Origin of the sequence: Streptomyces sp. NPDC002935, from assembly GCF_040611295.1 — a bacterium.
In the GTDB taxonomy this organism is placed as follows: Bacteria; Actinomycetota; Actinomycetes; order Streptomycetales; family Streptomycetaceae; genus Streptomyces.
In genome coordinates this window covers 1-17,099 of sequence record NZ_JBEXNW010000068.1, presented here as the reverse complement: position 1 = coordinate 17,099, position 17,099 = coordinate 1, and the positions used below count along the sequence as shown (strand labels likewise).

The following is a 17,099-nucleotide window of genomic DNA, read 5'->3' as shown; positions in this document are numbered from 1 at the left end:
GCAGCGGCTCCCTCGGAAACCCACGTCTGATCCAACGGCGACGGGCGGATGTACCGGCACGGCCCCGACCCACAACGCACCCGGACGCCGGCCCCGGCGCAAGCGCATTCTCAACGCCGAGGCCTGCGCGGACGCGGCGGCGGCCCCTCGTCCGGCGGGGGAGGAGGCAGCGGCGGCGCCCCGTCCGGCCTCCGCTTCGGCGGGAGCCCGATCGGCCCCACCACGGTAGGCGCCCCGTACACATCACCAGGTGCCCGAGAACCCCCCGACGCCGGCCCCCGATCCTCCGGCTCCCGCAACTCGTCCGGCACCCTCAGATACGGATTGGTGTCGGGGTTGGGCGCCCGGTACGACCCCTGAGGCCGGTACGGCCCAGCACTCCCACCGACCCCGGCACCAGCACCAGCCCCCGAACCCGAACCCGCACCGGAGCTCGCACCAACACGGCCCAGCCCCCCAAGCCCCCCACCCCCCAAGGCACCCCGTGCCAACCCCGCAGCCCTCCGCCCCGCAGCCCCACTCGCACAGGCCAGCAACGCCCCCACCGCACCGGCCCCCGCCCCCCACACGGCACCCAGCAGCAGCGCGACCCCCAACCGCCCGTGCAACTCGATCCCCGCCCCGAACGCGTCGAACCCGAGCACGGACAGGGAGGCGTCCACCGACACCTCCGTCAACCACGCGAGCAGCGGCAGTGTCAGCGCCGTCACGACGCCCAGCCGAAGTGCGCAGCGCCCGGCGAACCGCAGAGCACCCTCGCCCCGTACATCCGTGGCACCCGGTGCTCCCCCGGCGACGGCATCCCCCGCCCGTACAAATGGCGTACGCGCGGCCGTCAGGACGCCCGCGTACAGCATCATGAGGGCGGCCGCGACGGCCAACAGCCATACGCGGCCGTCGAGTTCGGCGAGCCGTCCCAGCGTGACGGGCCGGTCGGTGTCGAAGGTCAGCAGTTTGTCCAGGGGATCGGGCAGCAGCTTGGCGAGCTCGCCCGTGGCCTTGCCGTCCCAGGGCACGAAGAGCCCGACGGGGATGCCCAGCCACACACCGTTGGGCGCACCGAGCAGTGCCGCTCCGGCGATGCGCTTCGGGTGGTCGTCACCGATCGCCGCGTACACCGCCGCCGCGAGCCCGGCCAGGACCGCGACCAGCAGGACCGCGACGAGCGAGGAGGCGGCCGGCCGCACCACGCGGTGCACGGCGTCCCAGCCGCGGGGCAACGGCGTACGCCGGGAGGCCAGCAGGGCGATCAGCAGGACCCCGGCGGTCCACGCGGCCCCGCCGAGCAACGTCGGCGCGGTGTCGACGGAGAAGCCGACGGCCGCCTTCGCGTTCACGAGGTCGCCGATCCTGTCCGGCAGCAGACCGCCGAGATCCCCGAGCCCGCCCGGGAGTTTGTCCGTGATGTCCCCGAGCCCGCCGCCGCCCCCCGTGACCTTGTCGAGCCCGAGCTTGCCGCCGTCGATCGTGATGACGTCATGGCCGGCCCAGGCGAGCCCGCCCAGTGTCGCCACGAAGAGGACGACCACCGAGCCCGCCCGCGCCAGGAGTTCGGACGGCGTGATGACAACTCCGGCCCCCCGCAAGGACCGTAGGAAGAACCACGACAGCAGCAGCGCGCCGACCAGTCCGACTCCCAGTGGCGTGATCTGGATGGCGGTGTGCGCTTCCGCTCCCTTCAGCCCGAAGGCCGAGACGTCGCCGGACGGCGTCACCGCACCATTGGCCCCAAGAGCCACCACCGCGGCGGTCATCGGGCCGAGTGAGGCCGTCGTGTCCGCCCCGAGAAGGTGCAGACCGAGCGCGGCGGTGCCCGCCATGCCGATCAACGCCCAGCTCACGGAGGCGATCGCGGCCAACAGCACATCCCCCCACGGCACACCCTTGGTGCTCCCGCCGTGGTGCACGGTTTCGATACTCATGGCCAGACCCCCCGATCCGCGCCGCGGTGATCCCCGCGTATGTCCCCCTCGCGGGGGATTACCACTCTCCGGTCCGGTTTCAACCCCGTCAACGGAAACGGGCAACCCGCCCGTACCCATCCTTCACAAGGCCCGACTTTCGGTCAGGGGGCTCCTACTGAAATAGTTCCCCACGATGTTCGACATCCCTAGACTCCCTGTGATGGGGGTAGCTCGGGGGACAACTCAGTGGGGCTGGAGTGCCGGAACTCGTACTGGAATTGAATGGACGGACCTGGACGCTCGACGCGTCCAGGCCTTACGCCCTCGGACGTGATCCGCAGGGGGACATCGTGCTCGAGGACGCCAGGGTCTCCTGGCGTCACGCCACGATCAGCTGGAACGGCCGCAGTTGGGTCATCGACGACCACGGGAGCACCAACGGCACGTTCGTACAGGGGCAGCGGATCCACCAGATGGAGATCGGCCCCGGTTCTGCCGTGCATCTCGGCAACGCGACGGACGGACCGCGCCTGAACCTGTCCGGCGCGGCGGCCTCGGTCGCGCAGCAGCAGCCGTTCGCCGCGCAGGGCGCCGGACCCGGCTGGGCTCAGCAGCCGACACCGCAGGCGCCGGAGCAGGGAAGGCGGCAGCCGCAGCCGGCGGCGGGCATTCCGCAGCAGCAGGGACCCGGTGGTGGCGCGGGGGCGCCGCCGGTCTACGGCGACCGCAGCCCGACGACCTTCCACCAGTTCTCGCTCGGCCGTGTGATGCGCATCGGCCGTGCGCTGGAGAACGAACTGGTGGTCTCCGACCTCCAGGTCTCCCGCCACCACGCCGAGTTCCACGCGACGCCGGACGGCCGCTACGAGATCCGCGATCTCGGTTCGCACAACGGCACGTACGTCAACGGTATGCCGATCGCCAAGGGCGGCTCCGCGCTGCTCGGCCCGAACGACATCGTCGGCGTGGGCCACTCGACGTTCCGTCTGGTCGGCGACCGGCTCGAGGAGTTCGTCGACACCGGTGAGGTCTCCTTCTCGGCCCGCCACCTGACGGTCACCGTCGACGGCGGCAAGCAGATCCTCAAGGACGTCTCCTTCGGCGTGCCCGAGAAGTCGCTCGTCGCGGTCATCGGCCCGTCGGGCTCCGGCAAGTCGACGCTCCTGAAGGCGCTCACGGGCTACCGCCCCGCCAACCAGGGTGACGTCCTCTACGACAACCGGAACCTGTACAAGCAGTTCGCCGAGCTGCGGCAGCGCATCGGTCTGGTCCCGCAGGACGACATCCTGCACAAGGAACTGACCGTCAAGAAGGCCCTCAAGTACGCGGCCAAGCTGCGCTTCCCCGCGGACACCACGGGCGAGGAGCGCGATGCCCGGATAGACGAGGTGCTGCGCGAGCTGAAGCTGGACATCCACAAGGAGAAGAAGGTCACCTCCCTCTCCGGTGGCCAGCGCAAGCGCGTCTCGGTGGCCCTGGAGCTGCTCACCAAGCCGTCGCTGATCTTCCTGGACGAGCCGACCTCCGGTCTCGACCCGGGCATGGACCGCGATGTCATGCAGCTGCTGCGCGGCCTCGCCGACGACGGCCGTACGGTCCTGGTCGTCACCCACTCGGTGGCCGAGCTGGCGATCTGCGACAAGCTCCTCGTGATGGCGCCCGGCGGCTCCGTCGCCTACTTCGGTCCGCCCGAGGAGGCGCTGAACTTCTTCGGCTACGAGACCTGGGCCGACGTCTTCTCCGCGTTCGAGAACTACCGCGACTACGACTGGGCGGGCCGCTGGAAGGGCTCGCAGCACTACCAGATGTACGCCGCGGACATCGACGCGGTGGCTCCGCAGTCGACGCAGATGCCGCCCGCGCAGGCGATGAAGCCGCCGAAGCCGCAGAGCTGGGGCTCCCAGCTGATGACGCTGATGCGCCGCTATGTCTCGGTGATCGTGTCGGACAAGGGCTTCCTCGCGCTGACGGTGATCCTGCCCGCTGTCCTGGGCTCGGTCAGCCTGCTCATCGACAACGGCAAGACGCTGCTGGTCAACGACAAGATCCTGCCGTCGGGCGCGCATGTCGCGAACGGCACGGCCACGACCGTGCTGCTGATCCTCGCGGTCGGGGCGTGTTTCGCGGGCGCCGCCAACTCGGTCCGTGAGCTGATCAAGGAGCGGGTGATCTACGAGCGGGAGCGCGCGACGGGTCTGTCGCGTTCGGCGTACCTGATGTCCAAGGTGATCGTCCTCGGTGTGATCACCATGCTGCAGGGCGCGCTGGTCGGCGCCATCGGCTTCGGCAGCCGCGAGGTCCCGTCCGAGGGTCTGATCCTCAAGAGCCTGCCCAAGGTCGAGCTCACGCTGCCGATCATGGCTCTGGGCTTCGTGTCGATGATGTTCGGCCTGATCATCTCCTCCCTGGTGAAGACCGCGGAGAAGACCATGCCGCTGCTGGTGATGTTCGCGATCGTCCAGGTGGTCTTCACCGGCTGTCTGTTCATCCTGAACGGCACGGTGGGTGTCAACCAGTTCTCGTACCTGATGCCGGCCCGCTGGGCGGTGGCCGCGTCCGGGGCCACGCTGGACCTGAACAACATCTTCCCGAACCAGGACGACCCGACGAGCACGGACCCGCTGTGGGATCACACGGCCGGGGCCTGGACGATCGACATGATCGCGCTGATCGTCCTCGGTGTCGCCTGCGGCTTCTTCGTGGCCCGCTTCCTGCGCCGCCACGAGCCCGAGGTCATGCGCAAGTAGAGGCCCGGGAACGACGCGAGGGCGGCACCCCTGATCGGGGTGCCGCCCTTCGGCGTCTGTGTGGGAACTCCGCGCTGAGCCCTCAGTACGCGCTGTTCACGTTGTCCATGGAACCGTACTTGTCGGCCGCGTAGTTGGCGGCGGCGGTGATGTTGGCGACCGGGTTGTAGATGTCCCACGAGGTGCCGGCCACGTGGTACGCCTTGAACGTCGGCGGGATGACCTGCAGCAGGCCCTTCGACGGGATGCCGTTGATGGCGTTGATGTCCCAGTTGTTGATGGCCATCGGGTTGCCCGAGGACTCACGCATGATGTTGCGGTGCAGCCCGTTGTAGGAGCCCGGGATGCCCTTCGCCTTCATGATGTCGAGGGACTCGCGGATCCAGCCGTCGAGGTTGTTCGCGTACGTCTTCGCGGCGACCGTCTCGATCTTGATGCGCTGCGTCGAGCGGCTCGCGGCAGCGGCCTTGGCACGCGACGCGGCGGCCTTCTTCTTCGCGGCGGCCTGGGCGGCCGCCTTCTTCTTGGCGGCCGCGGCGTCTGCGGCCTTCTTCTTGGCGGCTGCGGCGTCTGCGGCCTTCTTCTTGGCGTCGGCCGTGGCGTCGGCCGCGGCCTTCTTCTTCGCCGCGATCGCCTGGGCCTTCAGGTCGGCGCCGGCCAGCTGGTCGGTGACGCTGGCCTTGACGTCCTTGATCTGCTGCTCGCTGTAGGCGACCTTCGCCGTGGAGACGGCGGCGTCGTTCGTGGTGGACTGGGAGTTGCCCGGCACCAGGGAGAACGCGAGGGCGGCGGCACCGAGGGTGGCCACACCGGCGATCGAAAGCTTGTGGAGCTTGGTCAGCGTCGGACGATGACCAGGAGTGTTGATGTTCTTGGGCATGACTGATGGACCTCTTCGAATAGCGCGGAGGTCGCTCTTCGTCCCGGTGGGGGACTGTGTGTTTCCGGAACAAACGCCGCGGGGTGGAACCCGCGGCGCTGAGCGACAACGCAATTCTTAGCGGCCACAAAATGCCCTGGCAAAGGTGTGACCTACGAAGTCAGGTAGTGGACGCGGAAGGGGCAAATCGGGGCAGAGTGGCACGTCTTCCCTGCTCACCTTGTCCCATTTATCTCCTATGCTCCTTCGTACGTGACCTGGGCCCTATGCGCGGGCTCACATGGGCCCCACGTCATTCTGACCGGCAGTTGCGAGAGCAATGCTCAGCGTGAGGGCCCTCCTCCGGGAGGATGAGGTGCACGTCCCCGAACTCGTGCCAGAGGTAGCGCAAGCGCAGTGCCTCCTCGTATCCGCGGTCGACAGCGGCCCCTCCCGCGATCGCCTCCAGCATCAGCAGATGCGAGGCCTCCGGCTCGTGCAGCCCGGTCAGCAGCCCGTCGACAGCCCGTACACCCCGCTCCGGGGTCACCACGAGATCGGTCCAGCCCCTCGCCGCCCGGACCAGCCCGTCGGAGCCGGTCGCTGACTCCACGGCCCGCACGGCCGTCGTACCGACCGCGATGATCCGGCCGCCGCCGGCCCGTGCCGCGTTGATCAGCCGGGCCGACGCCTCCGGCACCTCGTACCGTTCCGGGTACGGCGGCTCGTGCGCCTCCGCCGACGCGACACCGGTGTGCAGCGTGATCGGCGCGAACTGCACCCCCCGGCTCACCAGCTCCGCCACCAGACGCGAGGTGAAGGGGCGCGCCGCGCTCGGCATCTCCGCGCTCCCCGCACCGTCGTCGGACGGCAGCGCGAACACCGTCTGGTACGCGGACAGCGGCTGGTCCCGGTCCGTATAGGAGTAGCGAATGGGCCGCCCGTGCCGCCGCAGCAGCCCCGGCACGTCCGTGTCCGGCACCCGCCCCCACCACAGCCGCGGACCGCGCGCCGTCAGCGGCTCCTCCAGGACGAGGTGTACGTCCCCGGGCAGGCGCACCACTGCCCCCGCGGGTCCGCCCGCACGCGCACGCGTGGTCCCCGTGCCGTCGGGATCCCGCAGCTCGACCGCCCACCGCCCGTCATCGCCGCGCGTGGAGAAATGCACCACCACGCGCGCGGGGCCGATCCACCCGTCCACGGCCGCCGCCAGGGTGGCCGAGGTGTTGACGATCAGCAGATCCCCGGCCCTCAGCTGCCGGGGCAGCTCCACGAACGCGTGATGCGACACCTCGGCACCGCGCGACACCAGCAGCCGTACGGAATCCCGGTCGCGACCGGGACCGCGCTGCTCCGCGGGCACCCGCGCCGACAGCCCCTCCGGCACCGTTCCCCACCCCCGGCCGCGCCCGACCGGAGGAACCCCCATAGCCGTCGTCATCGCTCCTCCAGCAGGGCCGGAGCCGCGTAGCGCCCGCTGGGCGGCCGTTCGTCGAGCAGGCGCAGAAAGGCCGGAACCACACTCTCCGGCGCCGGCCGCGGATCGTCGTCCCCCGGTACGGCGGCCGCATAGAGGTCCGTGCCCATGTCCCCGGGGTCCACGGCCCAGACCCGCAGGCCCGGCTCCTCCTCGGCGAGAACGGCCGAGACACGGTCGAGAGCGGCCTTCGAGGCGCCGTAGCCGCCCCATGTCTCGTACGCCTCCACCCCGGCGTCCGAACTGATGTCGACGACCGTGCCCGCCCCGGCCGCCCGGAGCAGCGGCAGCGCCTCCTGGATCAGGCCCAGCGCGGCGACCACGTTGACCTCCAGTGCCTGCCGCAGCCCTTCCAGACCCAGCTCCTCCAGACGCACCAGCGGCTCGGCGCCCAGCGCGCTCGCGTTGTTCACGAGGAGATCGACACCGCCCAGCTTCCGGGCCGCCGCCACCAGCCCGGCACGGTGACCGGCTTCCGTCACGTCCCCGGGCAGGGCCTCCACACGCGTCCCGTACGCGGACAGTGCCACCGCGGTCTCCTCCAGCACCCCGGCCGTTCTGGCGTCGAGCACCAGATCCCAGCCCCGCTCCGCCAGAGCCGCGCCGAGCGCCCTCCCCAGTCCCTTCGAGGCCCCCGTGATGATCGCTACCGGCATGACATCCGTCCCCTCGTCCCTGGCCCGCCTTCCCGGCGGATGCCCTCACGGTAGGAACGGGGCCCGTCCGGCCGCCTCGTGCGCGGGCCGCAATGATCCGGGGCCCTTCGTCCTAGGCCCAATGGCCCGGCGAGCGCCCTCACGGGTCCGATACGCGGTGTCACACCCCGCCGGTAGTTTGGGTTCATGAGTCACGGACCCCGGTCGGGCCTGTACGCGGTGAGCTCCGCGCTGCTGGCCATGAGCAGGCACCTCGAAGTGCGCGACGTCCTCAAGACGATCGTCGCTTCGGCCCGCGAGCTGCTCGACGCGCAGTACGCGGCGCTGGGCGTGCCCGACGACCACGGCGGCTTCGCCCAGTTCGTCGTCGACGGTGTCAGCGACGCGCAGTGGAAGGCCATCGGACCGCTCCCGCGCCAGCACGGCATCCTCGCCGCGATGCTCCGCGAGGCCCGCCCCGAGCGCCTGGCCGACGTGCGCAAGGACCCCCGCTTCGAGGGCTGGCCCGCCGCCCACCCCGACATGTCCGACTTCCTGGGCCTGCCCATCCGCGACGGCGACGAGATCATCGGCGCGCTCTTCCTCGCGAACAAACTGCACCCCGCGGGCGGACACCCGAGCCCCGAGCGGGACGGCTGCGGCTTCACCGAGGACGACGAGGAACTCCTCACCATCCTCGCCCAGCACGCGGCGATCGCCCTGACCAACGCCCGTCTCTACGAGCGCAGCCGCGAGCTCACGATCGCCGAGGAGCGCTCCCGGCTCGCGCACGAACTGCACGACGCCGTCAGCCAGAAGCTGTTCTCCCTGCGCCTCACCGCGCAGGCCGCCGCCACCCTCGTCGACCGCGACCCCTCCCGTGCCAAGGGCGAACTCCAGCAGGTGGCCGCACTCGCCGCGGAGGCCACCGAAGAACTGCGGGCCGCCGTGGTCGAGTTGCGCCCCGCCGCCCTCGACGAGGACGGCCTGGTCGCCACCCTGCGCACCCAGATCCAGGTCCTCGACCGCGCCCACTCCGCGCGCGTGACGTTCTCCAGCCACGGTGTTCGGGCGCTGCCCGCCTCCCAGGAGGAGGCGATGCTGCGCGTCTCCCAGGAGGCCCTGCACAACGCGCTGCGGCACTCCGGCGCCACCCGCGTCGACGTCACCCTGGACCGGCGCGGCCCCGGCGCCGTCCTGCACGTCACCGACGACGGCAGCGGCTTCGACCCCACCGCGATACGCAGCGCCGGCCGCCACCTCGGCCTGGTCTCGATGCGGGACCGGGCGAGCGGGGTCGGCGGCACACTCACCGTGGAATCGGCGCCCGGAAAGGGCACCATGATCGAGATGGAGGTCCCTGGTGGCTGACGCAATCAAGGTGCTGCTCGTCGACGACCACCAGGTCGTCCGTCGGGGCCTGCGCACCTTCCTCGAAGTGCAGGACGACATCGAGGTCGTCGGAGAGGCGTCCGACGGGGCCGAAGGAGTCGCCCGCGCCGAGGAGTTGAAACCGGACGTCGTCCTCATGGACGTCAAGATGCCGGGGATGGACGGCATCGACGCGCTGCGCAAACTCCGCGAACTCGCCAACCCCGCACGCGTGCTGATCGTCACCAGCTTCACCGAGCAGCGCACGGTGGTGCCGGCCCTGCGCGCGGGCGCCGCCGGGTACGTGTACAAGGACGTGGATCCCGACGCGCTGGCCGGAGCGATCCGCTCGGTCCACGCCGGGCACATCCTTCTCCAACCCGAGGTCGCGGGCGTCCTGCTGTCCCAGGAGGAGGCCAACTCGGGCCAGGGGAGAGGTGGTTCGCTCACCGAACGGGAGCGCGAGGTGCTCTGCCTGATCGCGGACGGCCGCTCCAACCGGGAGATCGCCCGCGCCCTGGTCCTCTCCGAGAAGACGGTGAAGACCCACGTTTCGAACATCCTGATGAAGCTCGATCTTTCCGACCGCACCCAGGCCGCGCTCTGGGCCGTGCGGCACGGGATCGCGGGCTGATCGTCAGGGGCCGCTCACCTGGGGATCCGTGCTCCGGCGCACCCCTTCGGAGGGCGGGCGGGACCGTGCGACCGGTCGGAAAGTCGGAGGGTTCCGCTCCGGGATGAGATTCATACCGTCGTGTGTATGTCACCCGGATGGCGCACCCTCCGAGAGGCTCGGCCGTTCTCCAGTGCGCTGCGGCGGTCTGCCGCGGTGTTCGCGAGGAGGGGTTTCACAAGTGAAGAACCTGAAGAAGGTCACAGCTGTCGCGATGGTGGCGGGTGGGCTGGTCGCCGCCGGTGCGGGTATGGCCTCGGCGACCGACGGCTCGTGGGCGGGCGGCAAAGCCGCGGGCTCCCCGGGCGTCGTCTCCGGCAACCTCGTCCAGGCCCCGGTCCACGTTCCCGTGAACGCGGTCGGCAACAGCGTGAACGTCATCGGCGTTCTGAATCCGGCTTTCGGCAACCTCGGCCTCAACGGCTGAGGTTCCCCACCGGAACGATCACGACCACCGGCCTCCCAGGGACCCCCTGGGAGGCCGGCCGGGCTGTCGCCTCATCGTCCGACCGAACCGGACGGGCCCACCGCCACGCGCTCCCCCTGCCGTCTCCCCGTGCCGCCCCTGACTCCGGCCAGGCCCCGAGCGGGTAGGCACCCGTGCCCCCGGCGCTTCGCGTGACCGTGCACCCCGTGCACCCCGTGCACCCCGTGCACCCCGTGCACCCCGTGCACCCCGTGCACCCGGGTCACGCGAGGCGCCGGGGTGTCGCAGGCCCGCAACCCGGCGCCGGAGGCCCCGCGAGAGGTGCCGGGCGGCGCTCAGCGCACTCCGCGCTCGCGTTCCTCCACGAACGCGTTGAACGCGGCCACCTGAGCGCGCCGAGCCGTCCGCTCCACCGGCCGCAGGGCCTCGGCCCGAGCGGCGATCTCCGACGCGCTCACCGCCCCGCCGTGCCCGCTTTCGTACGCCACGGAAATCAGCATCCCGACCCGCTGGGCCAGCTCCAACACGCGGACCGCACGCGGCGGGTACCCGGGGGCCAGCACCTCCCGTCCCCGCTCGGCCCGCGCCCGGTACGCCGAGATCGCCGCCTCCGCGACCGGCCCCGACCCGGCCACGTCCAGCCGTGACAGCACCTCCGTCGCGTCGCGGAGCGCCTCCGCCAGTTCCCGTTCGGCCTCCCCGAGCGAGGGCACATCGGCGGGCGGCGCCTCGCGTACGGCGAGGCAGTGCCAGACCACCTCGACGTGCACATCGCCGACCGGCCCGGCCTCGTACACCTCCGGCACGAGCCCCAGCGCCGCGCCGTGGCACACCACGGCCTCCTCGGCGTCGAGGGCGCGCGCGTTGAACGCGGGCGGTCCACTGAGCCCGAGGGGATGCCCCGGCGCGGGCAGCGCGACCCGCAGCCCGGTCACCCCGAGCGCGCGCAGCCGGCCGAGGGCGAGCGTGAGCCCGACGGGCCCCGACTCGCCCGGCAGTCCCTCGACCCGGTGCACCGCGTCCTCGCCGACGATGGCGAGCACGGCGTCGTCCGGAGAAACAAGTCCGGCCAATAGGGCATTTCCCCATGCGGCCAGTTGTCCTGAGCGTGGTTCCGAGAGCATGCCCCCACCCTAAGGACCGACCGATGGATCGGTGTGGCCGACTGGTGGCGTAGGTTTTCCCTGGGGGCTGCGTCCACAGACGTAAGCGACGGCCGAGACTGCAATGGGAGACAACGCGCTCATGAGCGATGTACTGGAGCTGGTGGACGTATCCGTGGTCCGCGAGGGCCGGGCTCTGGTGGACCAGGTCTCCTGGTCGGTCAAGGAGGGGGAGCGCTGGGTCATTCTCGGTCCCAACGGCGCCGGGAAGACGACGCTCCTGAACGTCGCCTCCAGCTACCTCTTCCCCAGCTCGGGCACCGCCACGATCCTCGGTGAGACCCTCGGCCAGGTCGACGTCTTCGAGCTGCGCCCGCGCATCGGCATCGCCGGGATCGCGATGGCCGAGAAGCTCCCCAAGCGCCAGACGGTCCTGCAGACGGTCCTCACCGCGGCCTACGGCATGACCGCCGGATGGCACGAGGACTACGAGGACATCGACGAGCAGCGCGCCCGGGCCTTCCTCGACCGCCTCGGCATGAGCGACTACCTGGACCGCAAGTTCGGCACCCTCTCCGAGGGCGAGCGCAAGCGCACCCTGATCGCCCGCGCCCTGATGACCGACCCCGAGCTGCTCCTCCTCGACGAGCCCGCGGCCGGCCTCGACCTCGGCGGCCGCGAGGACCTGGTGCGCCGCCTCGGCCGCCTCGCCCGCGACCCGATCGCCCCCTCCATGATCATGGTCACGCACCACGTCGAGGAGATCGCTCCCGGCTTCACCCACGTCCTGATGATCCGTCAGGGCAAGGTCCTCGCCGCGGGCCCGCTCGAGCTCGAACTCACCTCGCGCAACCTCTCCCTCTGCTTCGGCCTCCCGCTCGTCGTCGAGCAGGTCGGCGAACGCTGGACCGCGCAGGGCCTCCCGATGGCCTGAACCGCCACAGCACGCGGACGCACACCCCTCACCCGGCGTACCCGACTTGATCGCGCGCTCTGTCCGCCGGGGGAGTGCGGTCCTACCATGACCATGTGAACGACATCAACGCATGGGTGTGGTGGCTGATCGGCGCGGCCGGGCTCGGCATCCCCCTCGTGGTGACCGCGATGCCGGAGTTCGGCATGCTCGCCGTGGGCGCCGTCGCCGGAGCGGTCGTGGCGGGCCTCGGTGGCGGTGTCGTCCTCCAAGTGCTCGTCTTCGTGGCCGTGTCGGTCGCGCTCATCGCCGTCGTACGGCCCATCGCCGCCCGGCACAGCGCCCAACGCCCCCAACTCGCCACCGGCGTGGAGGCGTTGAAGGGCAAGCAGGCCATCGTCCTTGAGCGTGTGGACGGTTCGGGCGACGGCCGCATCAAACTCGGGGGAGAGATCTGGTCGGCGCGCTCCCTCGACGCCGGACAGGCCTACGAGGTGGGCCAGGAAGTCGATGTCGTCGACATCGACGGAGCCAAGGCGATCGTCATGTGACCTCGTACAACGCAAGTGAACCGAACGCCCCACGTGGCAGACGACGTTCTGTCACACTCGTCCAGCAAGATCTTAAACACCCATAAGATCTTTCGGAATTACCGAGTGGAGAAGGGTACGGGGAGCATCGATGGAACCGATCATCATCGTCCTGATCATTCTGGTGGTGTTGGTCTTCATCGCCCTGATCAAGACCATCCAGGTCATCCCACAGGCCAGCGCCGCCATCGTCGAGCGCTTCGGCCGCTACACGCGGACACTGAACGCCGGCCTCAACATCGTCGTCCCGTTCATAGACTCGATCCGCAACCGGATCGACCTGCGCGAGCAGGTGGTCCCCTTCCCGCCGCAGCCGGTGATCACCCAGGACAACCTGGTCGTCAACATCGACACCGTCATCTACTACCAGGTCACCGACGCGCGAGCCGCGACGTACGAGGTCGCCAGCTACATCCAGGCGATCGAGCAGCTCACCGTCACCACCCTCCGCAACATCATCGGCGGCATGGACCTGGAGCGGACCCTGACCTCCCGCGAGGAGATCAACGCGGCCCTGCGCGGCGTCCTCGACGAGGCCACCGGCAAGTGGGGCATCCGCGTCAACCGCGTCGAACTCAAGGCGATCGAACCGCCCACCTCCATCCAGGACTCGATGGAGAAGCAGATGCGCGCCGACCGTGACAAGCGCGCCGCGATCCTCACCGCGGAAGGCATCCGCCAGTCGCAGATCCTCACCGCCGAAGGCGAGAAGCAGTCCGCGATCCTGCGCGCCGAAGGTGAGGCCAAGGCCGCGGCCCTGCGCGCCGAGGGCGAGGCCCAGGCCGTCCGTACGGTCTTCGAGGCCATCCACGCCGGAGACCCGGACCAGAAGCTCCTCTCCTACCAGTACCTCCAGATGCTCCCGAAGATCGCCGAGGGTGACGCCAACAAGCTCTGGATCGTGCCCAGCGAGATCGGCGACGCCCTCAAGGGTCTGAGCGGCGCCATGGGCAACTTCGGCGGCCTGGGCGGCGGTTCGGGCAACCGAGGATCCTCCGGAGACTCCGGCGGCGGCAAGGAACGCCGCGAGAAGCCGTCCATCACTGACTGATGCCGTACGACGATGGGGCCCACCTCCCGCGGGAGGTGGGCCCCATCGTCGTACGGGCTACGCGGCCGGCTGGGCCAGCCACTCCGGCAGCGCGTCGAAGTCGTCCTGGCCGAGCGCCAGCAGCATGGCGTCCGCGGGCGTCGGCTCGAACGGCTGCCGCAGCAACGGCATCTGGGCCTGCTCCGGCGTACGGTCCGCCTTGCGGTGGTTGTCCTCGGCGCAGGAGGCGACCGTGTTCAGCCATGAGTCCTGACCGCCCTGGGCGCGCGGGACGACGTGGTCCACGGTCGTCGCCCGGCGCCCGCAGTAGGCGCACCTGTGCCGGTCACGTACCAGCACACCCCGCCTCGACCACGGCGCTTGTCTTCGAAACGGCACCCGGACGTAGCGGCAGAGCCGGATCACCCGGGGCACGGGTATGTCCAGGGCGGCTCCGCGCATGCGCAGTTCGGGGTGGGCCTGCTCGACGACGGCCTTGTCCTGCAGCACCAGAACGACGGCTCGGTTCAACGTCACCGTCGACAGCGGCTCAAAGCTCGCGTTCAGTACCAGCGTGTCCCGCATGCAGCCCACCTCCTCTATGCGCACCGGCCCACCCAACGGCGGGCTGGGATCAACTCTGGCCGGGCACGCCGAGATGGACAACGCAATAAAAAATGCCCGCCCCTGATCACTTCCAAGACCAGAGGCGGGCAAACGTTCAGTGAACGTCAGTCTTGCGCGGGAGCGGCGTACTCGCCGATGAGCTGGGCGCGCGCCAGCGTATGGAACCGCAGATTGAAGCCCACCACGGCGGGCGACACCTCCGCGTCAGGACCGAGCTTCTCCTGATCCACGGCGTACACCGTGAAGACGTACCGGTGCGCGGGATCCCCGGCCGGCGGCGCGGCGCCACCGAAGTCCCGGGACCCGTAGTCGTTGCGCACCTGGACCGAGCCTTCGGGCAGCCCCTCGAACTTGCCGCTGCCCGCGCCCGTCGGCAGCTCCGTCACCGAGGCCGGAATGTCGAACAGCACCCAGTGCCAGAACCCGCTCCCCGTCGGGGCGTCGGGATCGAAGCACGTCACGGCGAAGCTCTTGGTCTCCGGCGGGAAGCCCTCCCAGCTCAGCTGCGGCGAGGTGTTCCCCGCCGCGTGGACCTGAGCGTCCTTGAGTACCGCGCCCGGCTCGACGTCCTCACTGGCGACCGTGAACGCAGGCACCGGCGGATGGAAGTCGTGGGGGAGCGGCGGCCTCTTGAGCTCGGTCACGTCAGTACCTCCTGAACGGCGGAATCCGTGCTCCGAGCCTAGAACCAGCTGCGCTTGCTGCCGACCTCCGACAGCCACTGGTTCAGGTATCCGGCCCAGTCCGTGCCCTGGAAGTCGTGCAGACCCACCTGGAAGGAACGGAACGAGTCGCTGCCCTCACTGAAGAGACCCGGCTTCTTGTCCATCTCCAGGATGACGTCCATCGCACGGTCGTCGGCGACGAAGCTCAGCTCCACCTGGTTAAGCCCGCGGTACTGCGACGGCGGGTAGAACTCGATCTCCTGGTAGAACGGCAGCCGCTGACGGGTGCCCCGGATCTGGCCGCGCTCCATGTCCGCGTTCTTGAAGCGGAAGCCCAGCTGGATGAAGGCGTCGAGGATGGCCTTCTGCGCCGGCAGCGGGTGCACGTTGATCGGGTCGAGGTCACCCGAGTCGATGGCGCGGGCGATCTCCAGCTCGGTGGTCACACCGATGTGCATTCCGCGCAGGCTCTGCCCGTCGATCGTGGTGATCGGCGTCTCCCACGGAATCTCCAGCCCGAACGGGACCGCGTGCACGGCACCGGCCTGCAGCTCGAAGGCCCCGCCGAGCCGCAGCTTCGTGAACTCGATGTCCTGCTTGTACTCCTGGTCGTCGTGTCCCTCGACCTCGACCTTGGCCTGCAGACCGACCGACAGACCCTCGATCGACTGGTTGACCGAACCGCCCTGGATCCGCACCTCACCCTGGACGACGCCGCCCGGAACGGTGTTGGCCTCGGTCAGCACCGTCTCGACCGAAGCCCCACCGGCCCCCATGCTCGCAAGCAGCCGCTTGAACCCCATGTCGTCACTTCCTCCCCAGGCGAAACGCCTGTTCCGTCCTGTGTCCGTATGGATCCCTTGATCCCTACAAACGCGATCCAGCCCCGACCGGTTCCGCGTCCTCACCCTTACAAGGGAGAGGACCCTTGACCACCCCGCCGGCAAGCATCCGTCCGGACTGCTCCGAACCGCTCCGGACTCCTCCGCAGCGGTCAGGTCGGCTGGACTACGCTCGTACGCCATGATCGCGGCCCCTGACCGTACGCCCCTGACGCGCGACTTCTTCGACCGCCCCGTACTGGACGTCGCCCCCGACCTCCTGGGACGCGTCCTTGTACGCGTCACCCCGGACGGTCCGATCGAACTGCGCCTCACGGAGGTCGAGGCCTACGACGGTCCGAACGACCCCGGCTCGCACGCCTACCGCGGCCGCACGGCCCGCAACGGCGTGATGTTCGGGCCGCCCGGTCATGTGTACGTCTACTTCACCTACGGCATGTGGCACTGCATGAACCTGGTGTGCGGCCCGGAGGGCATGCCGAGCGGAGTCCTGCTCCGGGCGGGGGAGGTCACCGAGGGCGCGGATCTCGCCCGCAAACGTCGACTCTCGGCCCGATACGACAAGGAACTGGCCAAAGGGCCGGCTCGCCTCGCGACCGCACTCGGGGTGGACCGATCCCTCGACGGCACGGACGCCTGCGGTCCCGAGGGCTCGCCCCTGACCCTGCTGAGGGGTACCCCCGTCCCCTCCGACCAGGTGCGCAACGGGCCGCGCACCGGAGTCTCCGGCGACGGAGGCGTCCACCCCTGGCGCTTCTGGATCGCCAACGACCCGACCGTGAGCCCCTATCGAGCCCACGCGCCCCGCCGCCGCTCAACTTGACGCGTCTCTGGGGGATCCGTAATGTAGCCCGAGCCGCTTGAACCGGTTACGGCGTTCAGCCAGCAGCCGAGAGCGGCCAACCCACTACCTACGACTTCCCCGCAGCGGGGGCTTATTCGGCGTGCCTGCACGTCTGAATTCGAACCCGCGGAACTCGATTATGAGTCGCCGAGGGAATCGGCTAACGTAGTGAATGTCGAAAGGCCACGAAACGCGAAAGCGCTAAAAGGCCCGAAGACAAAGCCCCGCTGACTGGGAGTCAGGCCCGAAAGGATCTGATAGAGTCGGACTCGCCGGAAAGGGAAACGCGGAAGCGGGAACCTGGAAAGCACCGAGGAAATCGGATACGGAAACGGTCTGATAGAGTCGGAAACGCAAGACCGAAGGGAAGCGCCCGGAGGAAAGCCCGAGAG

The 17,099-nt window shown here is 69.8% G+C and carries 16 protein-coding genes; 8 read left to right on the top strand and 8 right to left on the bottom strand.

Going from position 1 to position 17,099, the window contains the following annotated elements; genetic code table 11:
* Positions 1 to 110: 110 nt before the first annotated feature.
* The gene (locus tag ABZX90_RS43040; protein ID WP_355213631.1) at positions 111 to 1,922 is read right to left on the bottom strand and encodes a streptophobe family protein; all 1,812 of its coding nucleotides are present in this window, start codon (positions 1,920 to 1,922) and stop codon (positions 111 to 113) included.
* Between the two features lie 239 nt (positions 1,923 to 2,161).
* Between ABZX90_RS43040 and ABZX90_RS43035 the strand changes: the two genes are divergently transcribed.
* On the top strand, positions 2,162 to 4,651 hold the full coding sequence (locus ABZX90_RS43035) for an FHA domain-containing protein (protein ID WP_355213630.1): 2,490 nt from the start codon (positions 2,162 to 2,164) through the stop codon (positions 4,649 to 4,651).
* Positions 4,652 to 4,733: 82 nt separating this feature from the next.
* Here the strand turns inward: ABZX90_RS43035 and ABZX90_RS43030 are convergent, their stop codons facing one another.
* The 3 genes from ABZX90_RS43030 to ABZX90_RS43020 all read right to left on the bottom strand — a co-directional run bounded on the left by ABZX90_RS43030 (position 4,734) and on the right by ABZX90_RS43020 (position 7,643).
* Positions 4,734 to 5,531 carry a transglycosylase SLT domain-containing protein gene (locus ABZX90_RS43030; protein WP_355213629.1) on the bottom strand — a complete coding sequence of 266 codons (798 nt, stop codon included), beginning with the start codon at positions 5,529 to 5,531 and terminating at the stop codon, positions 4,734 to 4,736.
* 292 nt (positions 5,532 to 5,823) lie between these two features.
* The gene (locus ABZX90_RS43025; protein ID WP_351134871.1) at positions 5,824 to 6,951 is read right to left on the bottom strand and encodes an S-adenosylmethionine:tRNA ribosyltransferase-isomerase; all 1,128 of its coding nucleotides are present in this window, start codon (positions 6,949 to 6,951) and stop codon (positions 5,824 to 5,826) included.
* Positions 6,948 to 7,643 carry an SDR family NAD(P)-dependent oxidoreductase gene (locus ABZX90_RS43020; protein ID WP_351134873.1) on the bottom strand — a complete coding sequence of 232 codons (696 nt, stop codon included), beginning with the start codon at positions 7,641 to 7,643 and terminating at the stop codon, positions 6,948 to 6,950. The genes ABZX90_RS43025 and ABZX90_RS43020 overlap by 4 nt, the downstream gene beginning before the upstream one ends.
* Positions 7,644 to 7,829: 186 nt before the next feature.
* On the opposite strand from ABZX90_RS43020, the gene ABZX90_RS43015 reads away from it, so the two are divergent.
* The 3 genes from ABZX90_RS43015 (at position 7,830) to ABZX90_RS43005 (ending at position 10,093) form a co-directional block, all read left to right on the top strand.
* Positions 7,830 to 8,993, top strand: coding sequence for a GAF domain-containing sensor histidine kinase (locus tag ABZX90_RS43015; RefSeq protein ID WP_351134875.1), 1,164 nt, complete (start codon positions 7,830 to 7,832; stop codon positions 8,991 to 8,993).
* Positions 8,986 to 9,627, top strand: coding sequence for a response regulator transcription factor (locus tag ABZX90_RS43010; protein WP_355213628.1), 642 nt, complete (start codon positions 8,986 to 8,988; stop codon positions 9,625 to 9,627). The genes ABZX90_RS43015 and ABZX90_RS43010 overlap by 8 nt, the downstream gene beginning before the upstream one ends.
* A gap of 220 nt (positions 9,628 to 9,847) precedes the next feature.
* Positions 9,848 to 10,093, top strand: a complete 246-nt coding sequence (locus ABZX90_RS43005; protein ID WP_351134879.1) for a chaplin — start codon at positions 9,848 to 9,850, stop codon at positions 10,091 to 10,093.
* A 335-nt stretch (positions 10,094 to 10,428) separates the two neighbouring features.
* On the opposite strand, the gene ABZX90_RS43000 is transcribed toward ABZX90_RS43005, so the two are convergent.
* A complete protein-coding gene (locus tag ABZX90_RS43000) occupies positions 10,429 to 11,217 on the bottom strand; it encodes a hypothetical protein (RefSeq protein WP_351134881.1) in 789 nt (262 codons plus the stop codon).
* A 121-nt stretch (positions 11,218 to 11,338) separates the two neighbouring features.
* Between ABZX90_RS43000 and ABZX90_RS42995 the strand changes: the two genes are divergently transcribed.
* From ABZX90_RS42995 to ABZX90_RS42985, 3 genes are all read left to right on the top strand, one after another.
* Entirely contained in the window at positions 11,339 to 12,130 is a 792-nt protein-coding gene (locus ABZX90_RS42995) for an ABC transporter ATP-binding protein (RefSeq protein ID WP_351134883.1), read from the top strand.
* A gap of 95 nt (positions 12,131 to 12,225) precedes the next feature.
* Positions 12,226 to 12,660, top strand: coding sequence for an NfeD family protein (locus ABZX90_RS42990; protein WP_355213627.1), 435 nt, complete (start codon positions 12,226 to 12,228; stop codon positions 12,658 to 12,660).
* Positions 12,661 to 12,790: 130 nt separating this feature from the next.
* A complete protein-coding gene (locus tag ABZX90_RS42985) occupies positions 12,791 to 13,750 on the top strand; it encodes an SPFH domain-containing protein (protein ID WP_266757140.1) in 960 nt (319 codons plus the stop codon).
* 57 nt (positions 13,751 to 13,807) lie between these two features.
* On the opposite strand, the gene ABZX90_RS42980 is transcribed toward ABZX90_RS42985, so the two are convergent.
* The 3 genes from ABZX90_RS42980 to ABZX90_RS42970 form a co-directional block, all read right to left on the bottom strand.
* Positions 13,808 to 14,314, bottom strand: a complete 507-nt coding sequence (locus ABZX90_RS42980; protein WP_261703218.1) for an HNH endonuclease — start codon at positions 14,312 to 14,314, stop codon at positions 13,808 to 13,810.
* A 146-nt stretch (positions 14,315 to 14,460) separates the two neighbouring features.
* Positions 14,461 to 15,000, bottom strand: coding sequence for a YbhB/YbcL family Raf kinase inhibitor-like protein (locus ABZX90_RS42975; protein ID WP_351134887.1), 540 nt, complete (start codon positions 14,998 to 15,000; stop codon positions 14,461 to 14,463).
* Between the two features lie 38 nt (positions 15,001 to 15,038).
* A complete protein-coding gene (locus ABZX90_RS42970) occupies positions 15,039 to 15,824 on the bottom strand; it encodes a sporulation protein (protein ID WP_351134889.1) in 786 nt (261 codons plus the stop codon).
* A gap of 220 nt (positions 15,825 to 16,044) precedes the next feature.
* Between ABZX90_RS42970 and ABZX90_RS42965 the strand changes: the two genes are divergently transcribed.
* Positions 16,045 to 16,686, top strand: coding sequence for a DNA-3-methyladenine glycosylase (locus ABZX90_RS42965; RefSeq protein WP_351134891.1), 642 nt, complete (start codon positions 16,045 to 16,047; stop codon positions 16,684 to 16,686).
* The last annotated feature ends 413 nt before the right edge of the window (positions 16,687 to 17,099 follow it).